The sequence below is a fragment of the Alteriqipengyuania sp. genome (genome assembly GCF_964222115.1).
In the GTDB taxonomy this organism is placed as follows: Bacteria; Pseudomonadota; Alphaproteobacteria; order Sphingomonadales; family Sphingomonadaceae; genus Alteriqipengyuania.
On sequence record NZ_CAXQBM010000015.1, the window covers coordinates 67,364 to 92,286 of the forward strand.

General features: G+C 64.2%; 28 protein-coding genes. 17 read left to right on the top strand and 11 right to left on the bottom strand.

Annotated features, from left to right (window positions below):
* Positions 1-19 precede the first annotated feature (19 nt).
* Positions 20-1,159 carry a GNAT family N-acetyltransferase gene (locus tag ACEQXE_RS02600; protein WP_370177331.1) on the top strand — a complete coding sequence of 380 codons (1,140 nt, stop codon included), beginning with the start codon at positions 20-22 and terminating at the stop codon, positions 1,157-1,159.
* 7 nt (positions 1,160-1,166) lie between these two features.
* Here ACEQXE_RS02600 and ACEQXE_RS02605 read toward each other — a convergent pair whose 3' ends face one another.
* Positions 1,167-1,493, bottom strand: coding sequence for an SEL1-like repeat protein (locus tag ACEQXE_RS02605; RefSeq protein WP_370177332.1), 327 nt, complete (start codon positions 1,491-1,493; stop codon positions 1,167-1,169).
* Positions 1,494-1,796: 303 nt separating this feature from the next.
* On the opposite strand from ACEQXE_RS02605, the gene dksA reads away from it, so the two are divergent.
* From dksA to kynU, 7 genes are all read left to right on the top strand, one after another.
* Complete coding sequence (gene dksA, locus ACEQXE_RS02610; protein WP_370177365.1) at positions 1,797-2,255, top strand: RNA polymerase-binding protein DksA; 459 nt, start codon at positions 1,797-1,799, stop codon at positions 2,253-2,255.
* A gap of 137 nt (positions 2,256-2,392) precedes the next feature.
* Entirely contained in the window at positions 2,393-2,770 is a 378-nt protein-coding gene (locus ACEQXE_RS02615; protein ID WP_370177333.1) for a PilZ domain-containing protein, read from the top strand.
* Positions 2,771-2,818: 48 nt separating this feature from the next.
* Entirely contained in the window at positions 2,819-4,297 is a 1,479-nt protein-coding gene (locus ACEQXE_RS02620; RefSeq protein WP_370177334.1) for an ABC transporter substrate-binding protein, read from the top strand.
* A gap of 16 nt (positions 4,298-4,313) precedes the next feature.
* Complete coding sequence (locus ACEQXE_RS02625) at positions 4,314-4,730, top strand: DUF4112 domain-containing protein (protein ID WP_370177335.1); 417 nt, start codon at positions 4,314-4,316, stop codon at positions 4,728-4,730.
* Between the two features lie 40 nt (positions 4,731-4,770).
* Positions 4,771-5,550 (top strand): tryptophan 2,3-dioxygenase, encoded by a 780-nt coding sequence (locus tag ACEQXE_RS02630; protein ID WP_370177336.1) that lies wholly within the window; start codon positions 4,771-4,773, stop codon positions 5,548-5,550.
* On the top strand, positions 5,550-6,182 hold the full coding sequence (gene kynB, locus ACEQXE_RS02635; RefSeq protein WP_370177337.1) for an arylformamidase: 633 nt from the start codon (positions 5,550-5,552) through the stop codon (positions 6,180-6,182). The genes ACEQXE_RS02630 and kynB overlap by 1 nt, the downstream gene beginning before the upstream one ends.
* 4 nt (positions 6,183-6,186) lie before the next feature.
* Entirely contained in the window at positions 6,187-7,464 is a 1,278-nt protein-coding gene (kynU, locus tag ACEQXE_RS02640; protein WP_370177366.1) for a kynureninase, read from the top strand.
* Here kynU and ACEQXE_RS02645 read toward each other — a convergent pair.
* From ACEQXE_RS02645 to ACEQXE_RS02655, 3 genes are all read right to left on the bottom strand, one after another.
* Positions 7,461-7,793, bottom strand: coding sequence for a hypothetical protein (locus ACEQXE_RS02645; RefSeq protein ID WP_370177338.1), 333 nt, complete (start codon positions 7,791-7,793; stop codon positions 7,461-7,463). The genes kynU and ACEQXE_RS02645 overlap by 4 nt on opposite strands.
* Before the next feature lie 43 nt (positions 7,794-7,836).
* Complete coding sequence (locus ACEQXE_RS02650; RefSeq protein WP_370177339.1) at positions 7,837-8,088, bottom strand: hypothetical protein; 252 nt, start codon at positions 8,086-8,088, stop codon at positions 7,837-7,839.
* Positions 8,089-8,198: 110 nt separating this feature from the next.
* Entirely contained in the window at positions 8,199-8,807 is a 609-nt protein-coding gene (locus ACEQXE_RS02655) for an HNH endonuclease (RefSeq protein ID WP_370177340.1), read from the bottom strand.
* Positions 8,808-8,937: 130 nt separating this feature from the next.
* Here ACEQXE_RS02655 and gluQRS point away from each other — a divergent pair, with 130 nt between their 5' ends.
* From gluQRS to ACEQXE_RS02680, 5 genes are all read left to right on the top strand, one after another.
* Entirely contained in the window at positions 8,938-9,762 is an 825-nt protein-coding gene (gene gluQRS, locus ACEQXE_RS02660) for a tRNA glutamyl-Q(34) synthetase GluQRS (protein ID WP_370177341.1), read from the top strand.
* A gap of 15 nt (positions 9,763-9,777) precedes the next feature.
* The gene (locus ACEQXE_RS02665; protein ID WP_370177342.1) at positions 9,778-10,008 is read left to right on the top strand and encodes a hypothetical protein; all 231 of its coding nucleotides are present in this window, start codon (positions 9,778-9,780) and stop codon (positions 10,006-10,008) included.
* A 19-nt stretch (positions 10,009-10,027) separates the two neighbouring features.
* Positions 10,028-10,615 (top strand): cob(I)yrinic acid a,c-diamide adenosyltransferase, encoded by a 588-nt coding sequence (locus ACEQXE_RS02670; protein ID WP_370177343.1) that lies wholly within the window; start codon positions 10,028-10,030, stop codon positions 10,613-10,615.
* 89 nt (positions 10,616-10,704) lie between these two features.
* On the top strand, positions 10,705-11,574 hold the full coding sequence (locus ACEQXE_RS02675; RefSeq protein WP_370177344.1) for a 3-hydroxyacyl-CoA dehydrogenase family protein: 870 nt from the start codon (positions 10,705-10,707) through the stop codon (positions 11,572-11,574).
* 227 nt (positions 11,575-11,801) lie between these two features.
* Positions 11,802-12,143 (top strand): hypothetical protein, encoded by a 342-nt coding sequence (locus ACEQXE_RS02680; protein WP_370177345.1) that lies wholly within the window; start codon positions 11,802-11,804, stop codon positions 12,141-12,143.
* 18 nt (positions 12,144-12,161) lie between these two features.
* On the opposite strand, the gene ACEQXE_RS02685 is transcribed toward ACEQXE_RS02680, so the two are convergent.
* Genes ACEQXE_RS02685 through ACEQXE_RS02695 form a run of 3 tightly spaced genes read right to left on the bottom strand, consistent with a single transcriptional unit; the run spans position 12,162 to position 15,967 of the window.
* Positions 12,162-12,560 carry a YidH family protein gene (locus ACEQXE_RS02685; RefSeq protein WP_370177346.1) on the bottom strand — a complete coding sequence of 133 codons (399 nt, stop codon included), beginning with the start codon at positions 12,558-12,560 and terminating at the stop codon, positions 12,162-12,164.
* A gap of 48 nt (positions 12,561-12,608) precedes the next feature.
* Positions 12,609-15,227: a DNA mismatch repair protein MutS gene (gene mutS / locus ACEQXE_RS02690; RefSeq protein ID WP_370177347.1), complete on the bottom strand. Its 2,619-nt coding sequence runs from the start codon at positions 15,225-15,227 to the stop codon at positions 12,609-12,611.
* A 32-nt stretch (positions 15,228-15,259) separates the two neighbouring features.
* The gene (locus ACEQXE_RS02695; protein ID WP_370177348.1) at positions 15,260-15,967 is read right to left on the bottom strand and encodes a hypothetical protein; all 708 of its coding nucleotides are present in this window, start codon (positions 15,965-15,967) and stop codon (positions 15,260-15,262) included.
* Between the two features lie 143 nt (positions 15,968-16,110).
* On the opposite strand from ACEQXE_RS02695, the gene ACEQXE_RS02700 reads away from it, so the two are divergent.
* Both ACEQXE_RS02700 and ACEQXE_RS02705 read left to right on the top strand, forming a co-directional pair.
* On the top strand, positions 16,111-18,384 hold the full coding sequence (locus tag ACEQXE_RS02700) for an NADP-dependent malic enzyme (protein ID WP_370177350.1): 2,274 nt from the start codon (positions 16,111-16,113) through the stop codon (positions 18,382-18,384).
* A 119-nt stretch (positions 18,385-18,503) separates the two neighbouring features.
* Positions 18,504-19,109, top strand: a complete 606-nt coding sequence (locus tag ACEQXE_RS02705) for an outer membrane protein (RefSeq protein WP_370177352.1) — start codon at positions 18,504-18,506, stop codon at positions 19,107-19,109.
* A 60-nt stretch (positions 19,110-19,169) separates the two neighbouring features.
* Here ACEQXE_RS02705 and ACEQXE_RS02710 read toward each other — a convergent pair whose 3' ends face one another.
* The 3 genes from ACEQXE_RS02710 to ctrA form a co-directional block, all read right to left on the bottom strand.
* Positions 19,170-19,871, bottom strand: a complete 702-nt coding sequence (locus ACEQXE_RS02710; protein ID WP_370177354.1) for a tRNA (guanosine(46)-N(7))-methyltransferase TrmB — start codon at positions 19,869-19,871, stop codon at positions 19,170-19,172.
* 20 nt (positions 19,872-19,891) lie between these two features.
* The gene (locus ACEQXE_RS02715; protein WP_370177356.1) at positions 19,892-20,656 is read right to left on the bottom strand and encodes a sulfite exporter TauE/SafE family protein; all 765 of its coding nucleotides are present in this window, start codon (positions 20,654-20,656) and stop codon (positions 19,892-19,894) included.
* Between the two features lie 118 nt (positions 20,657-20,774).
* Positions 20,775-21,470: a response regulator transcription factor CtrA gene (ctrA, locus tag ACEQXE_RS02720; protein ID WP_370177357.1), complete on the bottom strand. Its 696-nt coding sequence runs from the start codon at positions 21,468-21,470 to the stop codon at positions 20,775-20,777.
* Between the two features lie 559 nt (positions 21,471-22,029).
* On the opposite strand from ctrA, the gene ACEQXE_RS02725 reads away from it, so the two are divergent.
* Both ACEQXE_RS02725 and ACEQXE_RS02730 read left to right on the top strand, forming a co-directional pair.
* Positions 22,030-22,752, top strand: a complete 723-nt coding sequence (locus ACEQXE_RS02725) for a chorismate mutase (RefSeq protein WP_370177358.1) — start codon at positions 22,030-22,032, stop codon at positions 22,750-22,752.
* Between the two features lie 28 nt (positions 22,753-22,780).
* On the top strand, positions 22,781-23,317 hold the full coding sequence (locus tag ACEQXE_RS02730) for a prephenate dehydratase domain-containing protein (protein WP_370177359.1): 537 nt from the start codon (positions 22,781-22,783) through the stop codon (positions 23,315-23,317).
* 3 nt (positions 23,318-23,320) lie between these two features.
* Here the strand turns inward: ACEQXE_RS02730 and rpoN are convergent, their stop codons facing one another.
* Positions 23,321-24,802, bottom strand: coding sequence for an RNA polymerase factor sigma-54 (rpoN, locus tag ACEQXE_RS02735; RefSeq protein ID WP_370177361.1), 1,482 nt, complete (start codon positions 24,800-24,802; stop codon positions 23,321-23,323).
* Positions 24,803-24,923: the final 121 nt, after the last annotated feature.

Here is a 24,923-nt window from a genome sequence, read left to right on the forward strand (position 1 = left end):
CCTCCCTATATGGGCGAGCATGGCTGATATCGAACTGACGGCGCGAATTCACGGCGGAGTCGCCGGGATCGACGCGGCCGATTGGGATCGGCTTTCAGGTGGCGATAATCCCTTCGTCAGCCATGCGTTTCTCTCTGCGATGGAGGATTCGGGCAGCGTCGGCCCCGGTACCGGTTGGCAGGCTGCGCCGATTACGATTGCCGATGATGGCGGAGCGATCCACGCGGCCATGCCGAGCTACCTGAAGATGCATTCGCGCGGCGAATACGTGTTCGACCAAGGCTGGGCCGAAGCTTACGAACGCGCAGGCGGGCGCTATTACCCCAAGCTGCAGATCGCCGCGCCTTTCACCCCGGCAAGCGGTCCGCGACTGCTGTTCGAGGACGAGGCTTTCGCCGCACCGCTGCTGCGCGCTGCCGAGCAGGTGTGCCACGAACACGCGCTGTCGGGCGCTCACGCGACCTTCGTCGAGTCGGCACAGGTCCCGATGTTCGAGCGTGCCGGGTGGCTGATCCGCAGCGATCTACAATTCCACTGGGAGAATGACGGCTACGCCGATTTCGATGCCTTCCTCGGCACGCTGGCCAGCCGCAAGCGCAAGAACCTGCGCAAGGAGCGCGACAAGGCACAGGAGACCGTCGAAATTCGCCACCTCAGCGGCTCAGACCTGACCGAGGATGTATGGGACACCTTCTGGGACTTCTATCAGGACACCGGCGCGCGCAAGTGGGGTACGCCCTACCTGACGCGGGAAGCTTTCTCGCTGCTCGGCGAGCGGATGGGCGAGCACATCCTGCTGATCTTCGCCTACCAGGATGGCCAGCCAGTGGCAGGCGCCATGAACGTGATCGGGGAGACGACGCTATTCGGACGCTATTGGGGCTGCCTGGTCGACATCCCCTTCCTGCATTTCGAGCTATGCTATTACCAGGCGATCGACGCGGCGATCGAGCGCGGCCTCGCACGGGTGGAGGCAGGGGCGCAGGGCGGGCACAAGCTCGCGAGGGGATATGCGCCGGTGCAGACATACTCGGCGCACTATATCGCCGATCCGGGCCTGCGAGAGGCGGTCGCCGAGTTTCTCGAACGCGAGCGCCAGGGCATCGCGGCCGAACAGAACTTCCTTCAGGCGCGCACGCCGTTCAGGAAATCGGGTTAGAGAGAGATCAGGCGCTCTTGCGCTGTTCGCCGAGCCACTGGCGCGCACGGCGCTGCGCTTCGGCGATTTCGCGCGCGGTCATTTCATCGGAAATGTCGGTGCGGCACCAGGCGGCTTCCTGGTGGCCCTGCGCGGCGGCGAGGTTGAACCACTGGTGTGCTTCGATCAGGTCGCAATCGACCCCGTGGCTGCCGGTCGACCAGATTACGCCCAGTTCGTAGCATGCCTGGGCATCGCCTTCCGACGCGGCGCCGATCAGGTGGGCAATAGCAAGGTCGGCACTGTCATTGGCCGCCGGTTGGGCATTGGTCGTCTCGATTGCAGTCAGTCGCATGATAAACCCCCTTAAGTCTTCGTCCCCTTTCAAGCGGGTCGCTGCCCGCAAACCCGGTTCTTGCCGCTTATGGTAAACAGGCCGTTAAAGGCGGCGGCGATTTCTTTGCGCGCGGTGGCGCCCTGCTGCCCCCGAAGCACCGTTCGTTCGGCGTGTATTCATTCATTTCTCCCCAGATCGCGGCACAAGCGGGGATAAGCGCTTGTTCGCATTGTTATGCCTGCTAAGAGCCGCCGCGAGTTGCGTAACCTTACGACATGGGGGACGCGCTTGCAGGGTGGGACCGAAGAGGTAGAGGACGCGATGGCCGCCAAGGCGCTCAGCGACAGTGAAATTCTTGCCCGGGCGGACAAGGCCTTGCCGGCGGACTATACGCCGCACGACGACGAAGAGTACATGAACGACCGGCAGCAGCAGTTCTTCCGCAAGCTGTTGATCGAATGGAAGCGTTCGCTCCATACCGAAGCGGGCGGCACGCTGCAAAACCTGGCCGATGCCCCCTTGCGCGAGCCCGACCTGACCGACCGCGCATCGAGCGAGACCGACTGGGGGATCGAACTGCGCACGCGCGATCGCCAGCGCAAGCTAATCTCCAAAATCGAGTCGGCCCTGCGGCGAATCGACGAAGGCGAATACGGCTATTGCGAGGTCAGCGGCGATCCGATCGGCCTGCAGCGCCTGATCGCGCGCCCGGTTGCGACGATGACGGTGGAAGCGCAGGAAGCGCACGAACGCCGCGAAAAAGTGTCGCGCAACGACTAAGTCCCCAAGCCGCTTGGGGGAAACGCGGTAAAGCGGCGTTTAAACTTCTTTAGCCTGTTGCGGGTTAGAACCCCTGCGAACCGTATGAAGGTTCAATCGAGTTCAACCGCTAGAGAGCTGAAGGTTACCTACGCTTCATGAATGCCATCGACACCCGATCGCTGAAGCGCGACAGCCTTTTCCTGTCCGCTGACCTGACCCTTGCCGAAGGTGGCGAGCCCGTTCGCGTGAAAGTCCGCAACCTGTCGGACGGCGGCATGATGGCAGAGGCGCCGCTGGCGGTAGAGCGCGGTACGCGCGTGGGTATCGAGCTGCGCAATATTGGCCGGATCAAGGGTTCGGTCGCGTGGACGCAGGACGATCGCTTCGGCATCGTGTTCGACAACGAAATCGATTCGAAGAAAGTGCGTGAACCGACTGCACCGGGCGAAAAGACGCCGCGCTACGTGCGCCCGTCGACCATCGCGCCCAGTTCCGCTTTCCAGACCCGCGACAGCTCGCTTCGCAAAATCTGATCATTACCGCGCTGACCAGCGCGCGCTTGCCTGCTAGGGCCTGTCCCTGTGAAGGCCCATCGCTTCCTTGCCGCGTTGCTCGCGATCGCACTCGCCCCCGTGCTCGGGTCGTGCAGCGGCGGCAATGACGATGATGGCCTTGCGGTGGTCATCATCGGCGAACCCGATTCGATTTTCGAGGACGGCCTGCGGCTCTCCGCCGGTGCACAGCTGGTTCGGGACGCGACAAGCTCGGGCATTGTCGCGCTGAACGCCGAAGGGGAGGTCGTTCCTGCCTTGGGCGAAAGCTGGATCGTCACAGAGGATGGGCGCAGCTTCATCTTTCGACTGCGCCAGCTCAACTGGCCCGATGGCGAACCGCTGACCGCCGAAGATGCGCGAGCCAGCCTCGTCCAGTCCATCGCCGCTCTCAGGGGTACATCGCTGGGCCTCGATCTGCGCAAGGTGGAAGAGATCAGGGCGATGACGAACCGGGTCATCGAGATCCGGCTGACGGGCGCGATGCCCGAATTCCTTCACCTGCTCGCGCAGCCCGAACTGGCGATCACGCGCGATGGTGAATCGATCGGGCCGATGGTGCTGGAGCGCGACGGGGATACGGCAATCCTGCAGCCCGTCGCACCCGAAACGATCGGCCTGCCCGAAATTCAGGGCGACCGCGGTGACCAGCGGCTTCGCCTGCGTGCGCTTCCCGGGGAGGAGGCCAATGCAGCCTTCTCCGCCGGCGAAGCGGCGGCGCTGCTCGACGGATCGATCTTCACCCTGCCGCTGGCCGACACCGGCCCGCTATCGCGCGGCACGATCCGGGTCGATCCCGCGATTGGCCTGTTCGGCATGATCGTAACCAACGAACAGGGTTTCCTGGCGGAGACAGAGAACCGCGAAGCGCTGTCGATGGCGATTGATCGTATCGCCCTCGTCGAACAATTCAGGCTGTCCGGCTGGCAGCCATCGGCGCGCATCGTTCCCTCGGACCTCCCCGGCGACAACGGACAGCGCGGGGAACGCTGGCCGAGCCTGTCGCTGAATGACCGGCGGGCACAGGCGCGGGCCCGCGTAACCTCCTGGAGCCGTTCGACGGGGCAGAACGCGAGGGTGAGGATATGGTTGCCCGCCGGGCCCGGGTCCGATCGTCTTGTCAGCGCGCTGTCGCTCGATTTCGCGACGATTGGCGTCGAGCTGCGGCGGGTTCGCTTCCGGCAGGGCGCGGACCTGGTCATGATCGACAGGATGGCCCGCTATCCCAGCGCGCGCTGGTTCCTCAACCAGTTCAACTGCGCTCTCGTGCCGGGGCCATGCGCGCCCGATGCGGATGCGCTGGTGACCGAATCGTTGCGGGCAGGCGGCGCGGAAGAGGCGGCCAACCTGCTGGTCGAGGCAGAGGGTGCGCTGCTGGCACAAGAGGTTTATATTCCCCTTGGCGCGCCGGTTCGCTGGTCGCTGGTGCGCAGCGGGCTGGAAGGATTTTCCGAAAATCCGTGGGCCCGTCACCCGCTTTATGCGTTGGCTGGGGTAGAGGCATGGTGAAACGGGGACTGAACCAATGGGCGATTCCGGTACGATGAACATGATGGGCGTCGAAGTTCCGAGCGGGAAGGACCCCGCATCGGTCTATCGGCGGATCCAGATGATGGAGCAACTGACCGAACGCAGCATGACCATTCCGGGGATCAATTATCCCATCGGGATGGATGCCGTGATCGGCCTGGTGCCGGTGATCGGCGATATTTTCGGCGTGGCGATGGGCACCTACATCGTGTGGGAAGCGCGCAACCTCAACATGCCGACCTGGCACATGATGCGGATGGTCGGGAATGTCGCCTTCGACGGGGTGATCGGCTTCGTGCCCGTAGTCGGCGATGCATTCGACTTCGCCTTCCGTTCGAACTCGCGCAACCTCAAGATCGTGAAGAACTATCTGTGCAAGCACCACCCCGAAGTGGCGGTGGTCGATTGCTAGTGCGCTTTGCGTCAGCCGTGCAGGGCGCTAGAGCGCCTTCATGGCTGGCGATGTAACCTACGCATCATATCTCGATCTCGACCGCATTCTTGCCGCGCAGCATCCCTGTTCTGATGCGCATGACGAGATGCTGTTCATCATTGTCCACCAGGCGAGCGAGCTGTGGCTCAAGCTGTGCCTGCATGAGCTGGACGCCGCGCGCGAGGCCATCAGGGACGACCGGCTGCGGCCTGCGTTCAAGATGCTCGCCCGGGTGGCGCGCGCGCAGGAACAGCTGATCCAGAGCTGGAACGTGCTGAGCACGATGACGCCGCACGATTATTCGCTGGTCCGCCCGCATCTGGGCACCTCCAGCGGCTTCCAGTCGGCGCAGTACCGGTTGATGGAATTCATCCTCGGCGGGCGAAAGCCCGACATGGTGACGATGCATGAGGCCGTGCCCGAAGTTCGCGCCGAACTGGCGCGGCCAAGCCTGTATGACGAAACCGTGCGGCTGCTTGCCGCGCGCGGCTTCGCAATACCCGGAACAGTGCTGGACCGCGAGCATGGGGAGCCCTGGGACAAGTCCGAGGCGGTGGAAGCCGCGTGGGTCGAAATCTATCGTAACCCGCACGAACACTGGGATCTGTACGAGCTGGCCGAAAAGCTGGTCGATCTGGAATACCATTTCCAGCGCTGGCGGTTCGGCCACCTGAAGACGGTTGAGCGGATCATCGGCTTCAAGCGTGGCACCGGCGGCACCGCCGGGGTCGGCTACCTCGAAGGCGTGCTGAAGGAAGTCTTCTTCCCCGAACTGCTTTCGGTGCGGACAGTCCTGTAATGGCGCGCCGCATCTGGGATATCTCGCAGGTATTGCGACCCGAATTGCCGGTCTGGCCCGGCGACACCGGGTTTGCGTTGGAGCGGACGTGGCGGATGGACGAAGGCTCGCCCGTCAATGTCGGGCGGATGACGATGAGCACGCATTCGGGCACGCATGCCGATGCGCCGTTGCATTATGCTACCGATGGCCTCGATGCGGCGAACATGAGCCTGCAGCCTTACCTTGGCGAGTGCGTGGTGGTTGATGCGCGCGAGGTCGAAGGCAGTATCGACATCGGGGACCTGCCCACGCTCGACTATGCCAACCGCGTGCTGTTCCGCACCTGGGATGCCTTCCCGCACGACGAATGGCGCAGCGATTGGCTGCCGATCGCGCCCGAGACGATCGAATGGCTTTCCGCGCACGGCGTGAAGCTGATCGGCACCGATGCGCCATCGGTCGACCCGCAGGAATCGAAGACGATGGACGCGCACAAGGCGGTGCTGAAACACGACATGCGCATCCTCGAAGGGTTGGTTCTCGATGATGTACCCGCAGGGCATTACGAGCTGATCGCGCTGCCACTGAAAGTCGGCGGAGGCGATGCGGGCCTGTGCCGCGCGGTGCTGCGGGAACTGCCGCGTGACTGATGCCATGATGGACCGCGCGCGCGAACTCGATGCTGCCGATGCCATCGCGCATTTCCGCGACCGGTTCGACCTGCCCGATGGGGTGATCTATCTCGATGGCAATTCGTTGGGGCCGCTGCCCAAGGCGACGCGCGAACGCCTGCACCGGGTGGTCGACGGCGAATGGGGCGAGGGGCTGATCCGTTCGTGGAACGATGCAGACTGGATCGGGATGCCGCAGCGCGTGGGTGCGAAGATCGCGCCGCTGATCGGTGCGCAGGCGCATGAGGTGATCGCGTGCGATTCGGTCTCGGTGAACCTCGCCAAGCTGATCGGTGCCGCGCTGTCGCTGAACCCGGGGCGGAACGTGGTGCTGAGCGAGCCGGGCAATTTCCCGACCGACCTCTACATGATCCAGGGCGACGCGCGCGTCGCGCAGCGGCTGGCCAACCGCGAAGCGATGATCGACGCGCTGGACGAGTCCGTCGCCCTGCTGTTGCTGACGCATGTCCATTACAAGACCGGCGAAATGTTCGACATGACGGCGCTGACCAAGGCCGCGCATGATGTCGGTGCGATCGTGCTGTGGGACCTGTCGCATTCGGGTGGCGCGGTGCCGGTAAACCTCAATGGCGCAGGTGCCGATCTCGCGGTCGGCTGTGGCTACAAGTACCTCAACGGTGGCCCCGGCGCGCCCGCCTATGCCTTCGTCGCCGAACGGCATCACGACAATTTCTCCCAACCGCTGACCGGGTGGATGGGCCACGCGCAACCCTTCGCCTTCTCCGACGAGTACGAGCCTGCGCAGGGCGTTAAACGCCTGCTAGCGGGAACGCCGCCGGTGCTGGCGATGGCGGCGCTTGAGAGCGGTGTAGAGCTGATCGCAGAGATCGGGGTGGACGCGCTGGTCGCGAAGTCGCGCGCACTGAGCGGGTTTTTCTTGGATTGTTTGGTCTCATCCGTTCGTGGTGAGGCTGTCGAACCGCGAACGGACGCGCAAGGCTCGTCCTTCGACAAGCTCAGGACGAACGGCTGGGATTTGAACCTCGTCAGCCCGCGCGACCCGGTTGCACGCGGTAGCCAGCTGAGCTTCCAACATGAAAACGCCTATGCACTATCGCAAGCGCTCATCGCGCGCGGCGTGATCGGCGACTTCCGCGATCCCGATATCCTGCGGCTGGGCTTCGCGCCCGCGTATCTCAGGTTCGTAGATATTGCCGAGTCGGCGCGCCACCTCGCTGAAGTGCTCGACAACGGCGAATGGCAGGAGCCGCGCTTTCAGGAACGCGCGGCGGTTACCTAGCTCGCTGCAACCATCCGTTCGCACTTCTCGATATAGGCTCGTTGACTTTTAGTCAGTTCGTCAGAAGAGAAAATTTCAACTCTCGAGCCGTCAGCAGCTTTGCTCACCGTCATCAGCATATTGTTATATGTCTGAAAAGACTTCGAATCTTTGTCTGCCCTTGCTGGAAACCAGCGTGGGAAAGCCGAATCGTAATCTTGCGATAGGCAGGTGACCATTCCTTTGAAAGAAGCGTCGGCGTGGAAGTCCATTTGCCGAGGTTGGTCCCACTGTGCCTGACAAGCGCCCAGCAGTAATGCGGCACCCGCCCCAATGATCCAGCCGAACATCCTCACCCAGGCACCTTTATGCCTCAGAGAAGCTCGTTGCCGCTCATGCATCCCCATTGCACGTAACCCTCAGGAAGGATCGCGTTTCGAGGTCCCACGCCACATTCACGACCGAACAGCCACCGTCGAACACCACAGGGAAATCCGCCGGACGGCTCACCCATACCCGGCCCGGTTGGCCGTGCGTCGTATAGATCGCTAGAACCTTGCGTTCGCCGAACATGTAAGTGCGGGTGTACCGGTCCAGAGCATACGCGCCCGTCGGGAGCTCGATCGTCGATTCGATTGTGTCCATGAAACGCGTTTCTGGCGGGGGTTGCACGTCTTGAACCGACAAGTGACGATCATCAGGGACGTCTGCCGCGCACGCGGCCAGCATGAGCGCAGATAGCAGGACGAACCGCCTCACTCCTCCAGCTCGATGTCCCAGTAGAGCCAGTCGCGCCAGGTCTCGTGCAGGTAGTTGGGCGGGAAGCTCTTCCCGTGCTGCTGCAGCTGCCAGCTGGTCGGCCGGATCGGCTCCAGCATCAGCCGCATCCCCGCTTGCTTGGGCGTGCGCCCGCCCTTCTTCATGTTGCACGGCGCGCAGGCGGTAATGATGTTCTCCCACGTCGTCTTCCCGCCGAGGCGGCGCGGGACGACATGGTCGAAGGTCAGGTGGCTCGGGCTGCCACAATATTGGCAGGTGAAGCGATCGCGCAGGAACAGGTTGAAACGCGTGAAGGCGGGGAATTCGCTGGTCTTCACATACTGCTTGAGCGCGATGACGCTGGGCAGCTTCATGTCGAGCGAGGGCGAGTGAATCTCCCGCTCGTAGCTCGCGACGACATCTACCCGGTCGAGGAAGATCGCCTTGATCGCCGTCTGCCACGGCCAGATCGACAGCGGGTAATAGGAGAGCGGAGTATAGTCCGCGTTCAGCACAAGCGTCGGGCAGGCCGACAGGTTGCGTGTCGGGTCTTCGTCAGCGCTGCGGAACTGGGCCGCGCGGTCGATCAGATCGGCTTTGAACACGGGCTCTTGTGTCCTCCCCTGATGCGATGAAAGGACCACTTGCCTCCAAAAGCGTCAAGTCTGTGACAAAGCAGGTATCCACAGGGCTTTTGGGCGAGTCGCGGCTTTTGTGCACTAAGCGAGTCAAGAGATGATCGTTACCCGCTTTGCCCCTAGCCCGAACGGGCCCTTGCATTGGGGCCATGCATATTCGGCCATCGTCGCGCACGACCTGGCGAAAGAGGCGGGCGGGCGTTTCCTGCTGCGGATCGAGGATATCGACGGGCCGCGCAGCAAGCCCGAGCTGGCCGACGAGTTTCGCCGCGACCTCGAATGGCTGGGGCTGGAATGGGAGGAAGTGCCCGCGCAATCGACCCGCATCGGCCGATACGAGGCAGTCGCGCGTGACCTGCTGGACCGTGGCCTGCTCTATCCCTGCACCTGCACGCGCAAGGAGATCGAGAAGCTTTCGCCAAGGATTGGCCCCGATGGCGCGATCTATCCCGGTACCTGCAAGGGCAGGCTGCTCGATCCGTCGAAACCCGCCGCGCTACGTCTCGATCTCGACCGTGCACTGGCCGAGGCAGGCGAGCTAACGTGGACGGATACCATCGCTGGCGAACAGGCAGTGGCGCCACAGGAATTCGGCGATGTGGTGCTGGTGCGCAAGGATCTGCCGGCGAGCTATCACCTCGCCGCCACGCTCGACGATGCGGCCGATGGCGTTACACTGGTGACGCGGGGCAAGGACCTGTTCCATGCCAGCCACGTCCACCGCTTGCTGCAGGCATTGCTCGGCCTGCCGGCGCCGCAATGGCATCACCATGCGCTGTTGCTCGACTGCGAAGGGCGCAAGCTCGCGAAACGACGGGGGTCGCCCGCGATCTCGGACTATCGCAAGACGGGGGAAGACGGGCGCGCATGGGCGCAGCGGCTGCGACAAGGCGAATGGCCGGTTGGAATCTCGCGCGCCTGAGCCCATATCGGGTCCATGAAGACAATCCTCATCATCGCCATCATCCTGCTCGCGATCATGGTCGTGGTTTCGCTGGTGCGCGGGATCATCGCCTTCCTGAAGACGACCAAGGTCGATCTGGAAAACAATACCGGGGAAACGGTGACCGAGATGCAACTGATGCAGAACAAGGCGATGTTCGACCGGATCAAGTACCAGGGGCTGGCGATCCTCGTGGTCGCAATCCTGCTTGCGGTGGCGAACTGACCGGCCCGGGCGCACCGCAATGGTCAAATTGAACAAGATTTACACCCGCACGGGCGACGATGGCACGACCGGGCTGGTCGATGGCAGCCGCAGCCCGAAGCACGCCGCGCGGATCGAGGCAGTCGGCGCGGTCGACGAAGCGAACAGCGCAATCGGCCTCGCGCTGGTGGCGCAGCCGGGCCACAGCCCTGCCGCCAGCATCCTGCTGAAAGTGCAGAACGACATGTTCGACCTCGGCGCTGATCTCGCGACGCCGAAAGGTGCGCTGGACGGGGAAGGATTCGAACCGGGCGAGATGGTGCTGCGCATCGTGGCGGGGCAGGTCGAATGGCTGGAACGGGCCATCGATGCCGCGAACGAGAGCCTCGAACCGCTGACCAGTTTTGTGCTGCCCGGCGGAAGCGAAGCGGCGGCGCGCCTGCATGTGGCACGGGCGAGTGTACGCCGTGCGGAACGGGCAATGACAGCGCTGGCGGGCACCGAAGCAGTGAACCCCGCTGCACTGCACTATATCAACCGTCTATCCGACCTGCTCTTCGTGCTCGCGCGAGCCGCCAACGACCAGGGCAGGGCCGATGTGACGTGGACGCCCGGCGCGAACCGCTAGCTCGCCAATCGGCAATTGGCCGCTAGCCAGCGGCGCCGATCCCCGCTAGCCCACCGCCTTTGCTGCACTTGCGAAGGACGGAAATTTTCATGCAGACAATCGGTGTCATCGGCGCAGGCCAGATGGGAACGGGCATTGCGCAGACGATTGCGCAAAACGGGCTCAAGGTTTTGCTGAGCGACCGCGATCTTTCGATTGCGCAGGGCGCCCGCGACCGGATCGAACGCGCGCTGGGCAAGCTCGTGGCGAAAGACAAGATCGAGGCGGCCGATGCGGAAGCGTCGCTGGCGCGGATTACCCCGACCGGGGAGCTGGCACCGATGGCCGGTGCTGCGATGATCATCGAAGCCGCGACCGAGAAGGAAGAGATCAAGCAGGCGATCTTCGAGAATGCAGGCAAGGTGCTGGCCGAGGATGCGATCCTTGCCAGCAATACCAGCTCGATCCCGATCACCCGCATGGCCAACTGGTCGCCCGATCCGGGCCGGTTTATCGGGCTGCACTTCTTCAACCCCGTGCCGGTGATGGGCCTGATCGAGGTGATCCCCGGCCTCGCGACCGCGCAGGACGTGACCGACCGGACGATCGCCTTCGCCAAGCTCCTCGGCAAGGAAGTGGTCCTTTCGCAGGACGAGCCCGGTTTCGTCGTTAACCGCATCCTGCTGCCGATGATCAACGAGGCGGTGTTCGTGCTTGGCCAGTCGACTGCGAGCATGGAGGATATCGACCTCGGCTGCCGGCTGGGCCTCAACCACCCGATGGGGCCGCTGCAACTGGCCGATTTCGTGGGGCTGGACACCTGCCTCGATATTCTGCGGGTCATCTATCGCACCACGCGTGACAGCAAGTATCGTCCCGCCCCGCTGCTGGTAAAATATGTCGAGGCCGGGTGGCTGGGCCGCAAGACGGGCCGCGGCTTCTACGATTATTCCGGCGATGCGCCGGTGCCGACAAGGTAGTCGGCGTCGATTCGCTCACTGCGTTCGCTGCGCCCGGCTCCAGCCCTCTCCCCCGCCCAGCCACCCGATAGCCTGATGGTCACCATATCGGGTGGCTGGGCGGGGGAGAGGGCTGGGACCGATGGAAAGACCTGTTGGCCGGGAGGGGGTGCGGGCTGGCACCGCGACAAAGACTCACTGGAACTGCTTCCCGAACAAACACGTTCATTCGGAAAGGAGATTTCCTGATGAGCGACAACAGCAGCAAATTCGATGGCGAGCGCCGGCAGACCGACGACCTGGCGCCCGAGAACGAGAATTCGGAACAGGTCGCGGCCTATGACCAGGCGCAGACCGTTGCCGACCAGGCGCAAGGCCACACGACCTCGATCCTCGGCACCGACAGCACGCATGTGCAGAGCGGGCTGACCGCACCCGATGCGCAGGATCTGGTCGATCACATGAACCAAATGGATCGCGGCAACACGGTCGACATGTCGGCCTATCGCGGCGAACCCAATCATGACGACAATGTCGACAAGTTCGGCGAGCCTTCGAAGCTCGATGGCCTGCGCGGCGACGGCACCTGATCCTGCTCGCAGCCGGGTTCAGGCCTCGACCATCACCCACAACCCGATCGTGACAACCACTGCCCCGATCGCGACCCCGTAAGCCATGACGCGGAAATTCGGGGTCGGGATCGGGTCAAATTCGTGCGTGTTCAGTCGGTCGAGCGTGTGGCACGCCCGCCTTTGCGCGGTAATTGCCAGCCATCCGCCCGACAGGATAAAGAAGCTGGCGATCAGCTTTGGCATCCACGACGGGTCCCACGATCCGAACAGCGCGCGGAAGCCTAGCCCGATGCCGATGGCGGCAAAGGCAGTGCGCATCCAGCCTGCAAAGGTCCGCTCCATCGCCATGATGTTGCGGTCTTCCGCCAAATCCGTGCGGAACTCGGCCCACTTCGTGCTGGTATCCGGGTCTTCGGGTGGATCGTCCTGCGCCATGATGCAGGAACCTAGCGCAGCGGAAGGCGATGGCAAATGTAGCGAAGGTTAGCTTTCGCTCGCCTCGCGCTTCAGGTCGTAAAGGATTTCCAGCGCCTCTCGCGGGCTAAGCGCGTCGAGATCGAGCGCCGACAGGCGATCGCGCAAGGTATCGCACTCTTCCTGCTCGGCTTCCATTGCAGCGGAGAACAGCGGCAGGTCGCCAAGCCCTGCGGCGAGCCCGCCCGTTTCCTCGCGCCCTTTTTCCAGTTTCTTGAGCACGGCGCTGGCGCGGTCGACCACGCCCTTGGGTACCCCCGCCAGTTTTGCGACTGCTAGCCCGTAGCTGCGGTCGGCAGGACCTTCGGTGACCTCGTGCAGCAGCACCAGGTCGCCTTGCCACTCGCGCGCGCGGACATGGTGGAGCGATAGGGCATCGCACGTGTCCGCCAGCCGGGCGAGCTCGTGGTAATGCGTTGCGAACAGGCAGCGGCAGCGGTTGGTCTCGTGGATCGCCTCGGCCACCGCCCATGCCAGCGCCAGCCCGTCGTAGGTGGAGGTGCCGCGCCCCACCTCGTCCAGGATCACGAAGCTTCGCTCGGTCGCCTGCGCGAGGATCGCCGCAGTTTCGACCATCTCGACCATGAAGGTGGAGCGCCCGCGCGCCAGATTGTCACTCGCGCCGACCCTGCTGAACAGCCGGTCTACCAGCCCAATCTGAGCAGACTTCGCAGGCACATAGCTGCCCGCCTGCGCCAGCAGGACGATCAGCGCATTGGCGCGCAGGAAGGTGGATTTGCCGCCCATGTTGGGCCCGCCGATCAGCCAGAGGTGGTCGGTATCGCTCAACTTGCAATCATTCGGCACGAAACGTTCGCCTGCCTTGGCGAGCGCGGCTTCGACCACCGGGTGCCGTCCACCGACGATATCGAGGCACGGAGCCTCGTCGATCTGCGGCGCACACCAGTCGCCTTCAGCCGCACGCTCCGCTAGCCCCGCTGCGACGTCGATCCGCGCCAGCGCATCGGCGGTGGGGGCAACTGCCTCGCGAGCGTCGACCACTGCTGCCACCAGCGCCTCGAAATGCGCTTCCTCGGCAGCTAGCGCGCGGCCAGCGGCTTCCGAGATACGGCTGGCTTCTTCGTGCAGGTGGACCGAATTGAAGCGGACCGCATTGGCCATGGTCTGGCGGTGGGTGAAGCCGCTGTCCGGCCCCATCAGCGCATCGCCGTGGCGCGCGGGCACCTCGATGAAATAGCCGAGCACACCGTTATGCTTGATCTTGAGCGAGGAGATGCCCGTCTCGCTGCGATAGCGCGCTTCCATCGCGGCAATCGCCTTGCGCGCATCGCCGCTGGTTTCGCGCAGGGCATCGAGCGCCGCGTCGTAGCCTGAGGCAATGAAGCCGCCATTGCTGCGTTCGGTCGGCGGCGACGGGACGAGCGCCTGCGACAATTCGCTCACCAGCGCGGCATGGCCGGTCAGCGCGGGCAGCAGGGAAACGAGCAGGGCCGGGCGGTCGGGCAGGCGGGACAGGGCCGCGTGCAATTCGCGCGCCTGCGCCAACCCATCGCGCACCTGGCCCAGATCGCGCGGGCTACCCCGGTCTGCGACAAGGCGGGCCAGCGCCCGCGCCACATCGGGTATCGCGCGTAGTGCCTCGCGCGTGTCGCTGCGCAGGATCGGGTCCTCGTGGAAGAAACGGACGAGGTGCAGCCGCGCCTCGATATCGGGTTTGCGCGCAAGCGGCGCAGACAGGTCTTCCGCCAGCAGGCGCGCTCCGGCGCTTGTCACGCAGCGATCCACCGTGCCGAGCAGGCTGCCGCTTCGCGCCCCCGCCTGTGTGGAGACGATCTCGAGGCTGGAGCGGCTCGCTTCGTCGATCGCCATCACCGCATCGCTGGCGGTGACCGTGGGTGGCAGGAGAAACGGCATCGTGCCGCGCCCCGCATGGTCGATATAGGCGAGCAGTCCCCCGGCAGCAGACAGCATCGCGCGCTCGAAATTGCCGAAAGCGTCGAGCGTCGCGACCCCGTGCAGCTCCTGCAAACGCTGTCGCCCGCGTTCGCTCGCGAAGTCGCTGGCCGGACGCTCTGTCGCATCGGCGGGAGCCTGCTCCCATCCTTCGGGCACCACGATCTCTCGCGCACCGATCCGTGAAAGCGCCGCAGCCATGCCGTCGGGCGCGCATTCCTCCAGCTCCATCCGCCCGGTCGAGATATCGCAGGCCGCGATCCCGACGGTCCCGCGCACCTCGCATACTGCCGCGAGCCGATTGGCGCTGCGCGGTTCGAGCAGCGCGTCTTCGGTCAGCGTACCGGCGGTGACGAAACGGATGATCTGTCGCGCGACGAGCACCTTGGAGGAAGGCTTGCCCTCCGCCTTGGCGCGCGCCTTGGCCTCGTCGGGCGTTTCGACCTGCTCGGCGATGGCTACCCGGTGCCCCGCACGAATCAGGCGAGCGAGGTACCCGTCGGCGGAATGCACCGGCACGCCGCACATAGGCACGGCTTCGCCGCCACTCTCGCCCCTGCTGGTCAGCGCGATATCGAGCACGCCCGCCGCCACCTTCGCATCGTCGAAGAACAGCTCGAAGAAATCGCCCATGCGGTAGAACAGCAGGCATTCGCCCGCTTCACGCTTGAGCGCGTGGTACTGTTCCATCATCGGGGTGAGCCTGGCGGTCATTGCTGGTGTGCTAGCGGCCACCGGGTCGCGCGTCACCCGCCAGGTTTGACGCCGATGGGGAAGCCGAACTGCACCCAGTCAGCCGGGCACTGGTTCACCGGTTCCGTACCGGTCATCTGGGAATCCTCGATCCAGCAATCGTCGAACACGGAACAGTAGCAGATCTGCGTCCTGACTTTCAGGCGTGCAGCTTCCATCCGCGCGTATGAACGCGGTGACAGGTCGACCGGATCGATGCGCGCAAACGCGAGCCGGGCACCTGCCGGGATGACCTCTCCGTTGACTGCCGACACGATGGCGCCGACCCGCTCGCCGCGAGGTGCGCAGCAATCGCGCATCAGGTCCTGGATCGATCGGTAGGCCGTGCCGTCGTAACTGACCTGCATGCCGCCGACCCTCGCAGGACCGACCCCCCGGTTGGACAGGTTGAAGGTAATCTCGGGCTCGCCATCCTCGGACAGGTTGCCGGTATCGTAGCTGAGGATCGGCCAGACGCTGCTGACCTGCATTTTCTTCGTCGCATCGGCCTGCTCGAACGCGAAATAGGCCACGACAATGGAGATGATCATTGCCGGTGCAGCCACGAACAGGTTTCCCAGCGCCATGTAGGGGAGGTATCGCAATACGCGATCCAGGAATGACCCGCCGCGTGGTCCCGCGTCCTCCAACGCCTCCATACGCCGCTCCAGTGCCGCAAGGCGGCTTTCGGAACCGGACGATTCGGGTGGCGGGCTGGTCATCTTCGTTGAGTGCTATTCGCCGATGACGTTACGTCAAGAAGTTTGCATGCGCTCTCCTTTTGGCCCTTTGCCATCGGGCGCGCCCCCGTTAGGGCGGGCCAGCACCCCGATACGACTTTTTCCTCCGACCCCCTGAGGCACGCATGGCTGACGACACGACCACTGGCCCCAATACCGGTTTCGAGGCACGCGAAGCGCTGCTTTACCATGAGACCGGGCGGCCCGGGAAAATCGAGATCATCGCCTCCAAGCCGATGGCGACCCAGCGCGACCTCAGCCTTGCCTATTCGCCGGGTGTCGCAGTGCCGGTGCAGGCGATTGCCGACGATCCCGCCAATGCCGCCAAGTATACCGCGCGCTCCAACATCGTCGCGGTCATTTCCAACGGCACCGCGATCCTCGGCATGGGCAACCTGGGTGCGCTTGCCTCAAAGCCGGTGATGGAAGGCAAGGCGGTGCTGTTCAAGCGCTTCGCCGATGTCGATTCGATCGACCTCGAAGTCGATACCGAAGACCCGGAGAAGTTCATCGAAGCGGTCGCGCTGCTCGAACCCAGCTTCGGCGGGATCAACCTGGAAGACATTGCCGCCCCGGAATGCTTCATCATCGAGCAGGCGCTGCGTGAACGCATGAACATCCCGGTAATGCACGACGACCAGCACGGCACCGCGATCATCGCGGCGGCGGGGCTGATCAACGCGTGCCACCTGACCGGACGCGACCTGAAGGATTGCAAGATGGTCGTGAACGGGGCGGGCGCCTCCGCGCTGGCCTGTACCGCGCTGATCAAGGCGCTGGGCATTCCGCATGGGTCGGTGATCGTGTGCGACCGGTCCGGCCCGATCCACAAGGGGCGCGACGATGTCGACCAGTGGAAGAGTGCGCACGCGGTAGAGACCGAGGCGCGCAGCCTGGAAGAGGCGCTGGAAGGCGCGGATATCTTCCTTGGGCTGTCCGCCGCCGGTGCGCTCAAGCCCGAATGGGTGAAGAAGATGGCCGACAAGCCGATCATCTTCGCGATGGCGAACCCGGTGCCCGAAATCATGCCCGAAGAGGCGAAGGCGGTGCGCCCCGACGCGATCATCGCGACCGGGCGCAGCGATTATCCCAACCAGGGCAACAACGTGCTGGGCTTCCCGTTTATTTTCCGCGGGGCACTGGACGTGCGGGCGACCGCGATCAACGAAGAGATGAAGATCGCCGCGGCAGAGGCCATCGCGGCACTCGCACGCGAACGTGTGCCCGAAGAGGTGCAGGCCGCCTATGGCGTGGCGCACCAGTTCGGCGAGGATTACATCATCCCCGCGCCGTTCGATCCGCGCCTGATGGAGGTGGTGTCCTCCGCAGTGGCCGAAGCGGCGATGAAATCGGGCGTGGCCCAGGCGAATATCGACGATCTCGATGCCTACCGGCTGGCGCTCAAATCGCGCCTTAACCCGACGACCTCGGTCCTCACCCGCGTGTACGAGGATGCCAAGGCCAACCCCAAGCGGGTGGTCTTCGCCGAGGCGGAAGAGGATGTCGCGCTGCGCGCCGCAATCCAGTTCCGCGATTTCGGCTATGGCACGCCGATCCTCGTCGGGCGGACCGCAGGTGTGCGCCAGAAGCTGGAGGAGCTGCAGGTCGACGATATCGACAGCTTCGAGATCCAGAACTCGGCGGACAGCCATTACGTGCCCGAGATGGTCGAATTCCTGTACGAGCGCCTCCAGCGGCGCGGGTATACCGAGCGCGACGTGCGCCGGATGGTCAACCAGGATCGCAACGTGTTCGCCTCGCTGTTGGTCGCGCTGGGGCACGGCGATGCGCTTATTTCAGGACTCACCCGAACCTACGCGCAGACCGCGCGCGAGATCGGCCGCGTGCTCGATCCCAAGCCGGGCGGCCTGTCTTTCGGCATTCATATGATGATCGGCAAGAACCACACCACGTTCCTCGCCGATACCACGATTAATGAACGTCCGACTTCGGCCGACCTCGCGCATATTGCCTGCGAAACGGCGGAAGTCGCTCGCCGCATGGGGCACGAGCCGCGCGTCGCCTTCCTTTCTTACTCCACCTTCGGCAACCCGCCGGGCAAGTGGCTGGAGAACATCCGCGACGCGGTACACATCCTCGACGATAAGCAGCCCGGCTTCGAATACGAGGGCGAGATGGCGCCCGATGCCGCGCTCAACCCGAAGGTGATGGCGCTCTATCCGTTCAGCCGCCTGTCGGGTCCGGCCAACGTGCTGATCATGCCGGGCCTGCAATCGGCCAACCTTTCGGCCAAGCTGCTGCGCGAGCTGGGCGGCGACGCCACGATCGGCCCGATGATGGTGGGGATGGAAAAGCCGGTGCAGATCGTGCCTGTCACCGCCAACGTACCCGACGTGCTGACGCTGGCCGTGCTCGCTGCCGCGGGGGTGGTGGAATAACCGCTGCAAGGCTGCAGCCGGTCGTAAACCCTATTCGCCCGCGTGGTTGATTCATCGCAGGGCAAGCGGGCTGCGCCGATGGAACTTTCGCTTGGTTTCCCCAACGAAAGGACCCCCCGATGAAACGCATTTTCGCACTCCCTGCGATTGCTGTGGCCACCGCTGCGGCGCCGGCAATGGCGCAGGACCAGAACAGGGCACCCGGCGGCCTGCATATTGGCGCCATTGGCGGCTACGAGGGTATTTCGGTCGACTCGGCGGACGGTACGGTTTCCGCCGATGCCGATGCGGCGGTTTACGGCATCAGCGCGGGCTACGACCTCTCGCTGGGCGGTGCCTTCGTCGGCGTCGAGGGCGAATATTCCGCCAGCGACGGATCGACCCAGTTCCCGTCCACGTTTGCGGGTGCGCGCGACGGGCTGGAAGCGAATGGCCAGTATTATGTCGGTGCCCGCGCCGGTTTCGCGCTGACCCCCGGCATCGCGGCCTATGGCAAGGCGGGCTACACCGCGCTCGACACCAAGACTTTCACCAGCGCCGGTACCCTGTCCGACGTGGAAGAGAACGCCAGCGGTTTCCGCTTCGGCGGCGGATTGCAGGTGCAACTGCCCGGGCCGCTCGAAGGGCGGATCGAATATCGCCGCTCGCGCTACAGCAATGTCGGTACCGATGTTGACGATGCGACCACGGACCAAGTTATCGCCGGGATCGGCGTGCGCTTCTGACGTAAGCCGGGTCTGGCCCGCGTTGCAGGAGGCCGTCCGGGTGACCGGGCGGCCTTCTTGCTATGTGCGGCGATAGCGGAAGTACAAGACTTCGTGGCCCATCTGCTCGCGCGCCTTTTTCTCGTAGCGAGTCTCGCACCAGCCCGACGGGCGCTGCTGGAAGCTGGCGGGGCCTTTGACCTGCCATTCGAATTCGTCGGTAAAGCGCTGCATTACCATCAGCGCGTGGCGCAGGTAGACCGGGTGATCCGTACCGAAGCGGAATTCGCCGCCCGGCTTCAGCTTGTCCGCAATCATCCGCACCGGTCCGTCGTTCATCATCCGGCGCTTGGCATGCTTGTTCTTGGGCCACGGGTCGGGATGGAGCAGGTAGACCATCGTCAGCGATCCGTCCGGGATGCGCGACAGCACTTCCAGCGCGTCGCCATTGTACAACCGGATATTGGCGAGGCGCTGTTCTTCCACGTGGACCAGCGCTTGTGCCACGCCATTGAGGAATGGTTCGGCACCGATAAAACCGTGATTGGGCAGCAGGTCAGCACGATAGGCGAGATGTTCGCCGCCGCCGAAGCCGATTTCGAAATGGAGCGGGCAATCTTCGCCGAACAGGTCTTTTGCGGTGACCGGACCTTCTGCGGGCACGGCGATTTTCGGCAGGAACTCGTCCACCAGTGCCTGTTGCCGCGCGCGCAGGGGCTTGCCGATACTGCGACCATACAGCCTGCTGAGCGTGGTGGGGTCGCCTTCCTTATGTGCCGTCATAGGCGCGCGCCCTAGCCGGTTCAGGTCAGTGCGGTCCAGATGCCGTAAGCGCTGGTCGCCGTCAGGACGATTCCGACGAGGATCAGCATGAACTTGGGCGAGAAGTGCCGTGCTGCGAGCGCGCCGAAAGGTGCGGCGGCGACCCCGCCCAGGATCAGGCCGACGGTTGCGATCGCGAAATCGTCGATCCCGAGGTGGAAGATGAAGGCGATCGAGATGCTCACGGTGAGGAAGAACTCGACCGAGTTGACCGTGCCGATCACCTTGCGCGGCTCGGCGCCCTGGATCAGCAGGTTGGATGTGACCATCGGCCCCCAGCCACCGCCGCCCGAGGCATCCAGGAACCCGCCGATCAGGCCCAGCGGCGTCACATGCTTCGCTTCGCGCAGGGTCGGCGGATAGAGTACGCCGCGCACCAGCAGGTAGATGCCGATACCCGACAGGTAGACGAGCACGAAGGGCTTGATGACCTCGCCATCGACCGAAGCAAGCAGGGTGGCCCCCGCGACCCCGCCGATCACGCCGGGTACCAGCAGGCGCAGGAACAGGCGCTTGTCGATATTGCGGTTTATCAGGTGGCTGATCGCGGAACTCGCGGTGGTGAAACACTCGACGATGTGCACTCGCTGCGAAGCGAGCGCCGGGGGCACGCCCAGCAGGCCGACGAGCAGGGTGTTGGTGATGACGCCGAAGGCCATGCCCAAAGCGCCGTCGATCAGCTGGGCGAAGAACCCGACGAGGATGAAAGGGAGGATCTGCGCAAGATCGAAGCCGAATATGTACACGTACGGGTGACCTTAGAAGGTTGATCGCCCACCTTTACGCACGAAACAGCAAAAAGGGTGCCGAAGAAAAACTTCGACACCCCCAATAATTCGCCAGCTTGCCAATTGCCCGAAAATGTCAGGCGGCAGCGCTTTCCTCGCTCGGGTCGCGCAGCACGTAACCGCGGCCCCACACGGTTTCGATGTAGTTCTCTCCATCGCAGGCATGGCTCAGTTTCTTGCGCAGCTTGCAGATGAATACGTCGATGATCTTGAGCTCGGGTTCGTCCATCCCGCCATAGAGGTGGTTGAGGAACATTTCCTTGGTCAGCGTGGTGCCCTTGCGTAGTGAAAGCAGCTCGAGCATCGCGTATTCCTTGCCGGTCAGGTGGACGCGGGCATTGTCGACCTCGACAGTCTTGGCATCGAGGTTCACCGCCAGCTTGCCGGTACGGATGATCGACTGGCTGTGGCCCTTCGAACGGCGCACCACGGCATGGATGCGCGCGACCAGCTCCTCGCGATGGAACGGCTTGGTCACGTAATCGTCTGCGCCGAAGCCGAAGCTGCGGATCTTGCTGTCCATCTCGGAAATGCCCGACAGGATCAGGACCGGCGTCTGCACCTTGGCGACGCGCAGCTTCTTGAGCACGTCGTAACCGTGCATGTCCGGCAGGTTGAGATCGAGCAGGATGATATCGTAATCGTACAGCTTGCCCAGATCGAGGCCTTCTTCGCCCAGATCGGTACTGTAGACATTGAACCCTTCGGTCGTGAGCATGAGCTCGATGGCTTTCGCCGTGGTCGGCTCGTCCTCGATCAGCAATACGCGCATGGGTCGCCCCCTTTGCCCCAGTGGATGTGCTGCCACGCCCCATGTGCGAGGCGTTGCGTTTCATTAACCACACAAGGTCTGAACGGAAAAGGTTAACATCGTGTAAAACGCTCGCCGGCCGCAGCCTGCGCGACGAAGCGGTGCCTATTTGAGTCGAGCTGTTGCGATGCGCGCCCTGTCACCATCATGCCACAGGATGGCACATCGTGAATCGCACCGCTTGCGGTATTGCGCCGCACAAGATATTTCATTGCTTAGAGAGCGGTCGAGGCAACGCTTTCGTTACTCTGTGTGCCTCAGGAGCGAATCATCATGACCAGGCTTCGGGATAATCCTATCCCCGCTTCGGCCCCAGCTTCGATTTCCGCGCTGAACAGCGCGCGCTTCGGCTATTATTTCTATTATTTCGGTTCGTTTAGCGGCCGGTACGCCTGACGGCGTATCGGGACCAGCGCGAGGTCGCGCGCAGACAAGCGGCCACCATCCAGACCTCGAAACGACTGAGCCAGGCCGCAGGAAGACATGCGTGCCGGCTGCGAACCGAAAGCGAAATCGTGCCATGACCACTGCCAATTCCAATCCGCGAACCATCGACACCCTGCGCGAAGAAATCGACGCGCTCGACGAACAAATGCTGTCCCTGATGGAGAAGCGGCTCGACCTCGCGGCCGCCATCGCCGCTGCCAAGTCGGAAGATCTCGAGCATGAGGATCCGAACGAGCTGCTGCTGCGCCCCGCGCGCGAAGCCAGCGTGATCGCGCGGCTTGCCAGCCTGACCCGCCGGATCCCTGCGGCCAGCATCGCCGCGATCTGGCGCGAGCTGATGGCAATCAACCTGCAGGCACAGCGCCCGATCGAGATCGCGCTGAGCGCTACGCGCCACCCGGCGCGCATGCAGCTGATGGCGCGCGCGCGCTTCGGCACGATCATCCCGATCCGCGAAACCGCCAGCCCGCAGGCCGCGCTCGACAAGGCCCGCGCGGGCAAGGCGATTGCCCTGATCGAGATCGGGGAGGGCGACTGGTGGACCGCGCTGGCCGAGGATCCCGAACTGGTGATCGTCGACGGACTGCTGGCCGAAGGCGGGCGCGGGTCCGCGCTGGCGATCGGTCGTCTTTCCGCGGACCGATTGGGCGAGGAACGGAGCTTTGCCGTGCTCGAACAGGGCGAGCTGGCCGCGCGGCTTGGCCGGGGCGAAGCCGTGTTGCCGATTGCGGTTTCGGGTGCGCTCAACCTGTGCGTGATCGAACGCGTGGCCCCGCTGGCGCGCCGCGCCGCCTGACCGCAACGCCCAAGCAGGATAACCAGAAATGCGGATTGCCTACGGGGGGCACCCCGGTGCCTTCGGTGAGCTTGCATGCCTCGCCCGCTTTCCGGGTGCGGCCGCCATCGGTCACCCCGATTTCGAAACGGCATGTGCGGCGCTGCTACGCGCCGATTGCGACCTTGCCATGATCCCGTTCGAAAATTCGGTCGCAGGCAAGGTGCCCGGTGTGCTCGACATGATCGGATCGCTGCCCGTTACCAGGGTGGATGTGCACGCACAGCCGGTGGTGTTTCACTGCCTCGGCCTGCCCGGCGTGCAACTGCATGAGATCGAAACGGTCGCGAGCCATCCCATGGCGATTGCCGAATGCCGCCATTTCCTCGCCCGGATCGGGGCACAAGTCGAAGAGGCTGGCGATACAGCCGGTGCAGCAAGCGAGGTGGCCGAGGCAGGCTTGCGTACACGTGCTGCGCTGGCATCGACACGTGCAGCAGAACTCTACGGCCTCGAAGTGCTCGAAGCCGACGTGCAGGACACCGCCGACAACCACACGCTGTTCGCGGTGCTCCGGCGCGACTGAGCCTTAGCCGATTGCGGCGAGCTTCTTGGCCCGGCGGCGCTGCACGCTGGAACCGATCCCCATGGCCTCGCGGTATTTGGCAACGGTGCGCCGCGCGATGTCGAATCCTTCGGCCTTCAGCAGTTCGACCAGCTTGTCGTCGGAGAGGATCGCCTTGGGCTCCTCCGCGTCGGTCAGCGCCTTGATCCGCGCCTTGACCGATTCCGCGCTCGCGCCTTCGCCCTCTTCGCCGCCGCCCACCCCGCTGGTGAAGAAGTACTTGAGGTCGAAGGTGCCGCGCGGACAGTGGAGGAACTTGTTGCTGGTCACGCGGCTGACCGTGCTCTCGTGCATCTCGATCTTCTCCGCCACCTGCTTCAGCGTCAGCGGGCGCAGGTGGCTGACCCCGTGCAGGAAGAAACCTTCCTGCTGGGTCAGGATTTCGCTTGCCACTGCCAGGATCGTCTTCTGCCGCTGGTCGAGCGCGCGGATCAGCCAGCGCGCATCCTCCAGCTTGTCCTTCAGCCATGCGCGGCTGGTCTGGTCGCGGCAGCCATCGCGCAATTCCAAGAGGTAGGGCCGGTTTACCACCAGCCGGGGCAGAGTGGCTTCGTTGAGGGAAATCCGCCAGCTATTGTCGGAGCCGCGATCGATCAGGATGTCTGGCGCGATTGCGCCGTCGTCCCGCGTGCCGAAGGCCAGCCCCGGGCGTGGATTATAGGCGCGCAACTCACCCAGCATGTCCGCCAGGTCCTCTGCATCGACATCGCACAGCTTTTGCAACCGGGCGACTTCGCCGCGCGCAACCAGCTCCAGATTGTCGATCAGCCGCGCCATGCACGGATCGTAGCGGTCCGCTTCGCGTGCCTGGATTGCAAGGCATTCGGCCAGATCGCGGGCACCCACACCGGCAGGATCGAGCGACTGGACCAGCACGAGCCCACGCTCCGCCTCTGCCAGCGGGATGCCCAGCGCGTCTGCAACTTCGAGCAGCGGTTCGGCGAGGTAGCCCGCGTCGTCCAGCCGGTCGATCAGCGCACGGGCGATGAAGGCTTCGCGCTCGTCGCGCGCCGCCGCCCCGACCTGCGCGTGTAGGTGGTCGGACAGAGAGACGGAGCCTGCCTCGCGCTGTTCGATCCCAAACATGTCGCTGTCCGGGTCGCCAAAGCTTTCGGCGGCACCCCAGCTGCCATCGCCCGTATCGCGGTCGATCTCCAACTCGGCATTGGCAAGGTCGGTCGGCGCGTCGCTTTCCGCCCCGCCCTCGGCGATCAGCGCATCGGTATCGCGTTCCTCGCGCGGGGTATCGGGCGCATCGCCATCGTCGCGCGCTTCGGTGCGCGCACCCTCCCCCAGTTCGAGCAGCGGGTTGGATTCCAGTGCATCGCCGATGAACGCCTCGATCTCGAGGTTGGACAGCGTCAGCAGCTTGATCGCCTGCTGCAGCTGCGGCGTCATCACCAGCGATTGCGACTGGCGCAGGTCTAGGCGTGGGGCGAGAGACATTAGTGCGTTATCCGCCGACAGCTAAGCTGTCGGCTCGCGCGGCACCAGCCCACACCCCCACCCGGCCAACCCGACAGGATAATCCCAGGGGTTGGCCGGGTGGGGGTGTGGGCTGGTGCCG